The following is a 12,029-nucleotide window of genomic DNA, read 5'->3' on the forward strand; positions in this document are numbered from 1 at the left end:
TCCTTTAACTTTCATTAGATTACTGGTGTTCTGTCTTAAACAGAATACAATAATTGACAAGCCGGTCTTAATAAGCCTCCTCTTCCGGGACAAGTACCTGATAATTCCTGCAGATAATCAGGCCGTTTTTGCGATCTCCGGTATATATGATATCTCAGCCGAGAACGGATAGTTAGCAATAAGATCCCAACATTCGCTTTTCTTGGCCCATTCTGAAATCATTCTGCCGCGGGAAGTTTCGTGCAATTGCCTATTTACCTCTCCAGCCCACATTACAATCTGATGGGACAGCTCCCTGGATATAGCCTGTTCCCGCCATATATGGTTGAGGTTTATCTGGTCACCCAGCCTCCTCGACAATACGGCAACCGTGTACGCAGTAATATTGGCCTGAAATGCAGGGAATTTTGACCTGAGCAGCTTCTGGGTAGTCTTAAAGATTATAGCTTGGGCAATAATTTCCTTGAAATCACTAATTTCTGGTAAAAATTCGGCATTATCAGCAGTCGTCATTTCCATAAAGGCTATAAAATTCTTCTGACCGCCCAGACTTACCAGATCGGGACGCTGTTTCCAGGCACACACATATTTTGCTAGGTCGGTTTTGGTAATTTTCCTCGCCGGCGGTATCATTTCCTGTAGCCTTCTCTTGCCTGCGGGGGTGCGCCCCTCACGTTCAAGCATAACCTTGTAGCTACCCGCTGCCCGCTCGTAGAACCAGCGGCTTACGCCATCCGGACAATAGGTTGTTGCAGCCAGCTTTTCCAGCTGAATATGGAACGGTTTATTAGCTGACAAATCAGACTGTTTAACTGCATTCTGACTATTAGCATACCGGGAGATATCAGCAATAAGAGCTTCTTCCTCGAGTTCATCTGTTTTTCTTAAAACTATGATTTTCGCAGGGACATAAACTGTCTTCAGGTTTGTGAAAGGATATTTTTTCTTGGTAAAGAACATCGAAGCTGTTGTCTGTCCGCCATTTACGATCTGCATACCCTTTAGCCAGGTAATACCTGTGGAGCCATCCAATGTTTTCCCAAGAGAAATCTCATCAGCAATGATAACTACACCGTTGTTATAGGCCATAAAGCGCTCAGGCTGTTCTCTTAAAGTATCGCGGATTCCCTTATTTACTTTACCTGTCTGGCTCAAAAACGAGCGAACATTTGCTTCGAGAATTCGCGGGCCGTACTTCTCATAGAGGAACCTCAGCGCGTCTCCAGGAATAACCGTCATCGCATAATCATACTCTCCCAGCTCATTAGGCACCCATACACATGGGAGAGGAGAGCCTGAAATGTCCGGAAAATTTACTACCAGTTCATCGCGTGGCCTACCTTCCTGCAAATGGTTGAACAGGCGCTCTATATCGAAAACTTCCAGTTTTATAATCTTGCCCTGAATTTCCCTAGCCTTGAACTGCCGTGTTTTTGCCCTGCGATCCGTCAGCACATAGATCCTGATCTGGTCAAAATGCTGGTAACCATCCTCAATACTTCTTACCAATGGATATGCTTCATTTGATACATCCATTTCTGCAGATAATCTACCCTCTACACACAGTGTCAGGAACCTCAGGCATTGCTCAGCAAATTTAATAGTCTCCGCATCCGGAATAGGGATAATCTCGTCAGCTCCACTGTAGTTACTCACATAAAGATCAAGCTGGTCACCCTCATCTGAAATCGCATAACCACTGAGCCTCAGCTTGGCCGCTCCAACTTTGGCAGTATAGTGACAAATCTGGGGCTCAAACGTCATGCCAATTTCCGCCAGATGCCCGGTTACTTGCTCAGTAAATACCAGCTCTGCATATGGCATTTCCTGTGAGTCATCTTCAGCCCGTAAAGCCATTTCAGCTTCTATTTCCCTCTGGGTCTGTTGTAGAAACTCAGTTAGCTCCATTCTGGTCGTCTCCTAGCATGCTTAATACTTCTTGAATCCCGGATTCTTCTAGATCCGGTAAATTCAGGTCTACTTCGTATCTGGCTGCTCGTATGCCAGCAGCAACGTTACCGGGCACTAGTTTTGGAAAATTCTCATTTATCCGCCAGTAGCAGAGCTCTCTGAGCAGGAATTTCCTTGTATAAAGCGGGGCATGGCACTCCAGATAGCCAGCCTGTAGCAACAGGTGCTCGAATAACACGGAAGCGCCGTAGCTCCCAGAGAGATGGTCGCGCAGTTTCTGGATCCGCTCCGGCAGGGCTGTACCTTCAGGTTTTATCGAAAAACGACAGCCGCACAGGAAAACCGGGGTTCTCAGGCTGTCATCAAGTTGATCCAAGGAGTTGATTTTAATGATAAAACCTAGGGTTGCTGCAGTACTTTTAACCTCTATAGCACCATGCCCTATTTCAAAATCCTGTATGCCATCAAGCGGACCAACCCAAGCTTGGACGGCGCTAAGAGCGGGCAAACCGGAAATTATGAGCTGAAACAGGCATTCCAGTTCTCCTGACAGGCCAAGCTCTGCTTCCAGAGTTAACCGAACCTGCTCCCTTTTCATAAAGGCCTGCCACGCCTGAATTCTGTTCAGAACCAGTCCAAATATTTCAGAACTGTCTGTATAGCTCGTGCCAGCCACCATATTGATAATATCAGTAGCCATCAGCATAAAGAGCTCTTTTGAGGCTCCCGGCTTCCTGCTTAAAGCTACTCCCCGGGGCCGTGCTGCTTCTGGTACAGGTATGACCTTAAATCCATAAGCATCGGGCAAGACAAGACTGGGTGCTAAAGATATATTGCTATTAAATTCAAACAGCAGCGCCTCCTCATCATCAGGAAGATACCTTGCAGCCAGCAATGTACAGTCAGCTTTCCTTGTGATCGGTATGCTATGCCAGCCGCTGGCGTCCGCCTTGGTAGGCAGAGCGCTCCACGCGGCATCAAGGGACTGGTCAATGGAAAGTGTCATAGTTATTTTCCCATTCTACATTATTAACCATATATTCGACCTTTTCACCAGACTGGCTAACTGGAAAACTTATTCCAAAGCCGACAAAGGGGTCGGAATCTGCGGGCAGGGAAAGATTATCCGGGTCATGGGGCAAATATATAAGGAGCAGACCCCGTTCCGGATAACCTTTTATACCTGTGGAACCCGCCCCGCGAACGAGACGGCAGGCAATGCCCACAGGCTCTTTTATATCTGTACTTTCTTGCTGGTTCTCGACCTGCCGCATCCGGGTGGTTTCCCTGATTGCAGCCTCCCATTCGCCCTGATCCAGATCCAGACTTTCATCTCTGGGCGATAAGAGCCGCCGGATAGCATAGCGGTCACTATGTGTACCATTTGTCGCTCTTCGGGCTCTCTGGATTGTAGTTTTATCTGAAATTATCAGCGGCTGTTCTTCCAGACTACCTCCAATGATAGCCACACTCCATTGTGTAAGTTCTCCTATCCTTGCCATCTTTTCAATGAAATCCTTTAACAGACTGCTATTTGCCTTGAGTGATTCAGCATGGGTACGGTATGAACCTAGGAAATCGCATATGTCAAGATGTGAGATGTTTTCCCAGTAAGCCCGATTTGAAGAGCCGGCTTTATGTTCTCCCGACTGTCTTTCTCTTATCGTCAGGTTGTGCTCTTCGCCCATAGCAGCGATCAGGTTTTTCAGAGCTTTGAAATTTGCACTGATAACCTGTTCATCCGTAGGAAAGCTTACAGTTTCCACCACACTGCCGCTAAAAGAGAGTTGCAGACTTCTGGCTGTTCTCATTTTCAGCGGTGAGGTCACCATCAATACGGGATGGGACTGAACCTTGAGGCCAAAATCCCTTGGTGTCCCGCCGCTTGCTACCATAAGATTAAATTCTTCCCGCAGTTCAAGGGAGGCATCAGCGATATGCTGAAACCACTCAACCAGCTCGGAAGTGGTATATAGCCGGCATAAATCAAGATAACCTGGCCGGTAACCAAACCAGCGCCCCATCTGCATCAGTGTGTCATACATTTTTGAAGCACGTAGGAAGTAACTGGTGGTCAGTCCTTCAAGAGTGAGCCCCCGTGCCAACTTATCTCCACCGATAGCAATAACCTTGAGGCCTGTTGCGCTATCAGCGTAATCAAGGGCATCCTTGGCTGTTCCATTAATCATTCTGACGCTGATTTCCCCTACGATCCGGGGAATAATCTGCTCTACCTGTGACCAGTCATGCAGCCCGGGCGTCACTAAGTCAGGCACTATTTCGCTTATTTCACGGGTAGCAGGAACAAAATCTTCCAGCCACAACCAGTGAAGGCGAGCCATTATTTCCTCATGATCTATCTGACGGCTCAACCGCTGATTCATTCCGGAAATATGAGTGCTAATCTGCTTATGTACTGTTTGCTGTACAGCATTAAAACGTGTTACATGCACCAACATCGAACTGTGCTGATGTCCCTGTTTCCTTAAATTCCTGACTGCGCAGGCCAGGATAAATGCATCTATGGCTTCCACAAGGGATAGTGGCATGCCGAATTCCGAAGGGTGGTAAGGCTGATGACTACTCTTATGTTTTATGGGCATCCAGCCGGACGTTCCGTCATCCGTATTATGATCATCGATCTCATGGATGAGTGGCTTTAGCATTTGCTCCCTTTCTTCACCTGTGTTCAGACCGAAAATCCGGGACGGCCCAATATAGTTGGATGGTGCTGCCAGATTGAGAATAAAAGCTTCCGGAAACAAGTCATTGCCTTCTTTGGTTGTCCTGCCCCGCTCATGGATGAAAATATTTGCAAAAGGTGTTGCAGTGTAGCCCACGTAGGCTTTACGGCTAAAAGCATGCAGAATCTGCCGGATAAGGCTATTAATTGCTGTTGGGTTATGCTCTTCGTTAGCCTCATCCGTTTCAAAGTCAAAACTTTGCTCCCGGGTATCAACTGAAGCGTTATCTGCCTCATCATCAATTACGAGAAGAGGCAGGTTAGTTACGATTTTTCGCCCTGTTTCCTGCTCTGTAGTATTGGCCATATGATCAAGAATCCACTTGTGGAGTCTGGACAAAACAGTTTTATTTTTTTTCACTACAAATAGCCAAGGACGCTCTTCAGGCCGGATACCGAGGGTTCTCGCTGCTTTTGTGTTGAAGTCGCCTTTTTCTGTCCGGTTAGTTACATAGTTTGGGCGGATGTTGATATCACTATCAACCTCTCCCACCCCTATTAGCCTGAGCCTGGATGGGTCAGGGTCTGTTTCATACCCTAGGAAACCCTCATCAAGCCGCATCTGGGTTTGTGACCTCAGATTATTATGCAGACCAGCCAGCACAATAATTATTTTATAGCCTGCGTCAGCTGCCTTGCATATTAGCCCCGTATAGTTGCCTGTCTTTCCGGACTGTACATGCCCAACAACCAGCCCCCGTCTATCCCACGGGTCTTTACGTTCCGGATCTTCCAGCAACTCCAGAATCTCATCTGTCGATTTATCCAGCCCCTCAACAGCTGCCCATGGTAAAAAACTTTCCTGCCAGGTCCGATAGCGCTGCCAGTAGCGCCAGTTGGCCTTTCTGTCAGGGGTCAGCCATGGAATATGCCCTTCATTATTTACAAGGGCGCTATCCTGGCCGATCCATATGCTGTAACGGCGGATTAGCTCTTTCACTACTTCATCGCGGTCAAGATCCACCTTCCACTTCGGGCTGAGCATCAACGCCTGATCAATTCTCTCTTCAATTAGGGAAGGAGTAATCAGTGTTTTATCGTCTTCATCATTTAAAAGTGCCTGAACTACGTTGATTACTTTGATTTTATTTGATTCACTCATGTTTTGCATGTCTGCTCCTTAGACAGGTTGATCAGGCAGAGACTGGATTAATTCGGGATAATTCTGAAATGGCTCGCTACATAACAGGGTTTGCTTCGCCAGTTGCGGCGCTATCCCTCTTTTGATGACCATATTCCGGTACATGACTTCCAGAACTTCCAGTATTGTTGCAGAAGGTTCTCCGGAAAAACCGGTGTGCGGCGTGTCCTTGTTTTCTGCTGTATCCAGCCAGATTCTCTGAACCGGAACAGTTTCCTCAATAATCCTTATCATCGTTTTTATTTCAGGCAGCAAACCGCCTGCCCCTTCAATAACCGATTTGATCGCCGGATGATTTGTATCAATGCGGTAGCGTATGCCATCAGCAAAATGTTCTGCTCTCCAGGCCTGCATGATTTCAGTACCAACTGATGCCCTTGACACCTGACCACGATGAGCAAATACCTTCCGGGACCGAACCCGTGTGCTCTCCGCATGTCCGATAAGCCAGTGGCGCAAATGAGCAGGTGGACGGGCTGTAGATTTTCGAATATCTATCTTCCATTCCTGGTCTGTCGAATTTGTGATGTCCAGCCTGATTCTTGCCAGCTTATGCGGCTCATCCTTAATCCATGGCTTACGCGCATCCGGAGGACGCAGGCCAAGCCAGCTTCCCGCTACCAGCAGGCGCTCATTACGATAGATATAAAAGCCCTGCTGGGCTATCCAGCCTTCAGGCCCCTGAGCACTTTCGAACTCCTTTGTTGATAGGCGATCCTTATGCGGTAAAACATGACATTCAATTTTTATTCCGGAATTGCGGAAAGACTGGACAGGAGAATGCCAAGGTTTGGCTGGATGATTCGTAAGGAATGGATCCCACGGGGATACAGGTTTACCATTAAGCTGGATGAAAAACTGTGAACGTCCTTTTTCCAGAAACCGGTGGAATACCATGGCAAGGTGGGATTCAACATAATCCATTAGATTCAGAAAATCCTGAACATTATAATTTTCAGTGACAATGCGATCCAGGACTTCCCAGACCACCAGCGTACCATGCCCTGTTGCCTTTAGCGGCTCTATCAGGTCTTCGACTTCCCGAAAAGGCCCTTCCAGCAGGTGCCAGCCTCCATCCGCCTGATTAGCCAGCACATCCAGATCCCACCTCAGGCTATGCAGCCCATCAATCCCTGTAGTCATAACAGTCAGCCGACGGCATTGTGAGAAGGAAGCTGTTTTCAGACCAAGCCCAAAACGGCCCAGATCATTTTCATCCCGGATATCCAGTGGATTTCGCCTGCCAAGCCTCATCGCGTGGTCGAGTTCTGTTGCGCTCATACCATAGCCATCATCACGGATCAGAATATGGCTATTGCTGCCGTCCCATTTAAAGTCGACATTAACGCTGCGCGCGCATGCCGTTATACTGTTATCAATGATATCGGCGATTGCCGTGGCAGTGTTATAACCCAGCCCACGCAGGGCTTCGATCATTGCTCCTGCCTGGGGTGGAGCCTGTCTGGATCTTAAACCGGACATCTATATAGCTCCCTTATTTAATTCCAGGTTCTCCCCCTGCTGCTTATCCTTCGGCAGAGCGAAATCAATAAACGGCTCAAGAATCCCAATCCGCGAAGGATGTCTCAGCGCACGAAGAGCTTTAGCCTCTATCTGGCGGATGCGCTCCCGGGTAACTTCAAAACGGCTTCCTACCTCTTCCAGAGTCATATCCAGTCCATTCTCCAGACCAAACCGCAATTTGATGACTTCCCGCTCCCGGGGATTCAAATCAACCAGCATCAGATTAACTGCTTTTTTCAGATCCAGCTCAAAAGTGTATCGTTCAGGGCTATAGGCATCACTACACAAGAACTCTGCCATCCCGGGCTCATCTTCGTAATCTGGGGTTATTTCACCCATGGAAACAACATTTATATTTGCATTCAGTGCCCTGTATACCTGTTCATACGTGTGTTCTGATTTTTCTGCCAGCGCATTAACAGTTACACGCTGTCCCTGTTTTACCAGCTCCCTTCGAGCACGCTCAACCGAATTAATTATCTCGCCCATATGAACCGGTATCCGGATAGTCCTACCCTGATCAGCAATCGCCCTCGTTATGGACTGTTTGATCCACCAGGTTGCGTAGGTAGAAAACTTAAAGCCCAAATGATAGTTGTAGCGCTCTGCTGCCTTCATTAACCCCAGACAACCTTCCTGAACGAGATCCTCTATAGGCACATTCGCCAAGGTATAGCGCCTGGCAATATGGTCAACAAGACGAAAATTGGAGTGTATTAGCTTATGCTGGGCTTTTTTGAAATTTTCTATGAGGCGCAAAATTCTCCGGCTATCAGCCTTTTCAGGCTTGCTTTCGGCATATCCGGTCAGCATATCTAGGAAGTGTGATTGTGGCCGGACGATATATCCAGATTCGATGTCCTGATCAGGATTATTCCGGATACCCTGTACCAGCTCCTGGAAGCTCGCAGTTTCAGGACTATCTTCCGGAAGATATTCCTCCTGCTCTTCTTCCTGTCCTGAAGTACCCTTTTCCTCTGTCTCCTCAGTGATTAACCCTTCCTCGGTAGCAACAACCTTGTCAGACAAAAAAACCGCTACTTTTTCCCAGTCACGCTCCGGAAGTTCAGCCATAGTGACTATCAGGGCGCGCAAGGCGCTATCCATTTGCTGACCAATCCTTTCTTCCTCATTTCTATCGATCAGATCAAATTCCCGGAACCTTTCCCGTTGAATATGCAGGGAATAAAGTTCTCCTGATAACTCATTCTGAAGATCAGAAAGAATTTCATCCAGTTGTGCCTCCAGAGCATCAGTTAAATCTACGGGATGCTCATGAAAGCCAGGCCTGTAACCCTCAATCGCTACTCCGGCATCCCCCAGCATACTGGTTACGATGCCAAGCGCAGATTCAGCACTCTCCTCATCAAAATCCTGCTCAACCGCACTAGCAATATGAGATAAGCCCAATACACCTTCTACCAGCCCCTGGAAAAAAATCCGGCGGATAGCAGGCATATCATCGCGCAGAAACTGGGCGGGCAAACTCAGCGAAGGAAGAGTTATTTCAAGCATAGACCAATCTTCATCCCTATCAATAGGGCGGTGACTGGATATAATCTCCTGCAACTTTTCCGCTTCGCTAAAGCAGGTTACGTCATTCTCTGGCCTGGTGATTACCTCCTCGGCCTCCCAGCCGAATGCATCACTAGCTTCGCTATATGTGGGTTCAGTTCTGTATGACAGAATTTCAGATTGAACAGTCAGTGAAACACCTTTCCCGGTACGCTCTGTAGAGGTTTCACCACGGGGATAACGGATAGTGCCATAGGAAGAAGCCTGGTTTAAGTTTACTTCCAGGGATGGCAAGAACAGAGCTGGCACCTCGTCAGCACTTTCAAAGAACTGGGAATTACAAGGATCTGGTTCGGATGAGGGTGGCTGCAATAGCGCTATAATCTGCTGTGCTCCATTTTCCCGGGCATGATCCAGAGCTGTTTTACCATTTACATCCCTAAGAGAGATGTCGGCCTGCTGCTCAAGCAGATATTGACAGATCTGCTCCTGTGTATAGATACAGGCTAGCATCAGTGGAGTAATATCTGAGGAATCCCTTGAGTTAATGCAATCTGTTTTTTCTATCTGGGCTTTTACAGAGTCTAATACGCCTGCCTTTATGGCAAATTTCAATAATGGACTTAGTCGTGTAGTTTTATGTAAGACTTTCATTTGCCTGATTTGTTGGTTACCTGCTAAAAGGTAAACCGGGAATTAGTGCACATTTATGTAAAAATTACTGGATAAATTATCAAAACCATAAATTGTAAAATACCCGACATGATGGTATCAATCAATGCTTAATATAGCTTTAATATCGTAGACCCTATTAATTTCTACTAAACATAGAGGTGCAGCTCAACCTATCTCAAGGTATCGATCATTCGTACGTAACCACTCTATAACTGTTTCTATAGCTTCCTCGAATTCACTACTGTTTCTTGTATTGCATTCCCACCATATCAGTACCCTCCATCCGAGCTCGAGCAGTCTTAATGTATTCTGCCTGTCACGCTCTTGGTTTCTACCGATTTTTTGCCTCCAGAATTCTGTCCGGGTTGCGGGTAGCTTAAATAGCGCACAATCATGAGCATGCCAGAAACAGCCTTGAACCTGGATTACAGCCCGGTAGCGGGGAAGCACGAGATCCGGTTTTCCAGGCAGTCTGGTATCATGCAACCGGTAACGGAACCCTTTGGCGTGGAGAGCCCGGCGGATCTTTATTTCAGGCTTGGTGTTCTTGTTACGGATGCCGGCCATCATTCTGGATCGCGACGCACTATCAACAATGTCAGCCATATTCTGTTTCTACCAGGGGAGTATAGGTTTGGGTCCAGCGTTTCCCGGTAAGCTTCTCTTTACCGGGAATGTCTGCTTTATCCAGATTACTTCATCCCGCCATTTACAGACATTAGCGTATCGTAAACTATACTGGCAATCTGCCGGGCCAAGAGCGGAGGAACAGCGTTACCCACCTGGTGATACTGTTGTGTTCTTGGCCCCATAAAAAGGTAGGAATCAGGAAAGGACTGTAATCTCGCCGCCTCTCTCACAGTCAGTGAGCGGCACTGTACCGGGTCAGGATGAATAAAATAATGACCATCCTTGGAAATATGGCTGGTTACTGTACTTGAAAAACCGTCCTCCCCCTGAACCTTGAATCTGTCCATGAATTTACCACTATTCCAGCTCTTGTGCTCGGGAGCTAACATGGCGGGGAAATCGTGATCTCTTGGATTTCTGCCTTTGGCTCTCCTGAAAACGGCACAGAAAAAATACCTGATTAGATCACTGTCCATGTGCGGGCGCGGTTCATGAGACAGCACTTCCTCGCCCTGAGAATCACATACGAAATCATGGTATTCCTTCCTGCTCATATCCAGGTATTGATAAAATTCTTTTTGTTGGCGTGGCTCTACAGAATTATTTATTTTCAGTAGATAATCTTTCATTGCTTCAACCAGCTCAGTGTCCAGAGACTTATCTGTGCTTAAAAGATTATTGATTCCCCGATTCAGATTTAGCTTCCAGTCTTCAAAGGTATTTGTACTAAAAAAACGGCTTCTGTTTGAAAAACTACTTCGGCGCGCTGGTAAATTGCTGATGGCATCCCCTACGGAAACAGGCGGCTTCTCTTCAAGGCTTCTAATTCTTTCGATAAGGGCAGCCGTACTTTTTTTAACACCCATGATAATAATGCGGTGGCGAGCTTGCGGTACGCCGTACTTTTCACTTGCCAGAACGAAATCTCTCGGATCGGTGAAACCATGCTCTCCAAAAGGCTCTCCGGTATTTAGGCTAAATAAGGTGTAGCCCTCACTACAGGTCTGCAGATCAGCTAGTATCTGGTTAAATACCGCACCACCATTAACCTGGGAAGTTAGCAGTCCCTTGACATTTTCCATAATGAAAATATCTGGAGAGAATATCTCCATAATTTTCAGATACTCTTTATAAAGAAAATGTCTTCCATCTTTCTCAGGCACATAAGCGCTATTGCCCTTGTTCCTTGCCCTGCCAACCAGCGAATACGCCTGACATGGAGGTCCTCCTATCAGGACAGTTGGCGCCACCTGTGATCCACAAATAAGCTTCTGTTTTAACACATTGAAAAGGTGCATATCTTTAGCTTCATCATCGCCCAATGTCAGCAGCAATGTTTCCTCACATGCATTTTCCCATAACTTGGCACTATGCTCATCATGCGGCAGGTCAGCTAAATTTCGTGCGTATCTATAATAATTATCTGGTAGAAGCTGGCCGCTCTGGACGAGTTTCCTGTAAAAAGCTCTGAGCCTAAGAGTCGCATGGGCGTAAATGTCCTTTTCCACAGAGCATAAGGCCTGGAAGGGAAAATATTTTTCTCCGACAGGATTAAAAGAAAAAAATCCCTCGCCTAGCCCACCCGGCCCGGCAAAAAGATCAATTACATTGATATGCATTGATGCTCCGCTCATTTGGTTTTGCAGCACCAGGATAGCCACTATAATCGTTTTGTAAAGACATTTTTAAAGCCCATCACTGCCTATTTTTCTATAAAATGCTGAGACCTTAATTGCGTACTAGTGACATTAAGATCCTAACGTTAGTTAGCTGGGATTAGTCTTGCCAAGGCTACCCCTGTTCTAGACCCTAAATCAGGGTGGTTCATAGGGTTAAATTTTCCCATGAATCATTAATGAGACAGAATATCTATTTTCCTGCTATTTCTAA

The 12,029-nt window shown here is 46.8% G+C and carries 7 protein-coding genes; all 7 read right to left on the bottom strand.

What is annotated here, in order from left to right:
- Positions 1-117: 117 nt before the first annotated feature.
- The gene (gene mzaE, locus BKE30_RS02900; RefSeq protein ID WP_076877171.1) at positions 118-1,908 is read right to left on the bottom strand and encodes an MZA anti-phage system associated AIPR family protein MzaE; all 1,791 of its coding nucleotides are present in this window, start codon (positions 1,906-1,908) and stop codon (positions 118-120) included.
- On the bottom strand, positions 1,895-2,917 hold the full coding sequence (gene mzaD, locus BKE30_RS02905) for an MZA anti-phage system associated PD-(D/E)XK motif protein MzaD (RefSeq protein WP_076877172.1): 1,023 nt from the start codon (positions 2,915-2,917) through the stop codon (positions 1,895-1,897). The genes mzaE and mzaD overlap by 14 nt, the downstream gene beginning before the upstream one ends.
- Complete coding sequence (gene mzaC / locus BKE30_RS02910; protein WP_227518324.1) at positions 2,901-5,765, bottom strand: MZA anti-phage system associated Z1 domain-containing protein MzaC; 2,865 nt, start codon at positions 5,763-5,765, stop codon at positions 2,901-2,903. The genes mzaD and mzaC overlap by 17 nt, the downstream gene beginning before the upstream one ends.
- Before the next feature lie 9 nt (positions 5,766-5,774).
- On the bottom strand, positions 5,775-7,277 hold the full coding sequence (gene mzaB / locus BKE30_RS02915; protein ID WP_227518325.1) for an MZA anti-phage system associated ATPase MzaB: 1,503 nt from the start codon (positions 7,275-7,277) through the stop codon (positions 5,775-5,777).
- The gene (gene mzaA / locus BKE30_RS02920) at positions 7,278-9,488 is read right to left on the bottom strand and encodes an MZA anti-phage system associated sigma-70 family RNA polymerase sigma factor MzaA (RefSeq protein WP_076877173.1); all 2,211 of its coding nucleotides are present in this window, start codon (positions 9,486-9,488) and stop codon (positions 7,278-7,280) included.
- 186 nt (positions 9,489-9,674) lie between these two features.
- On the bottom strand, positions 9,675-10,115 hold the full coding sequence (locus BKE30_RS02925; protein ID WP_076877174.1) for a very short patch repair endonuclease: 441 nt from the start codon (positions 10,113-10,115) through the stop codon (positions 9,675-9,677).
- An 86-nt stretch (positions 10,116-10,201) separates the two neighbouring features.
- Positions 10,202-11,758, bottom strand: a complete 1,557-nt coding sequence (locus tag BKE30_RS02930; protein WP_076877211.1) for a DNA cytosine methyltransferase — start codon at positions 11,756-11,758, stop codon at positions 10,202-10,204.
- Between the last annotated feature and the right edge of the window lie 271 nt (positions 11,759-12,029).

The sequence above is a fragment of the Alkanindiges hydrocarboniclasticus genome, assembly GCF_001982605.1.
Lineage (GTDB): Bacteria > Pseudomonadota > Gammaproteobacteria > Pseudomonadales > Moraxellaceae > Alkanindiges > Alkanindiges hydrocarboniclasticus.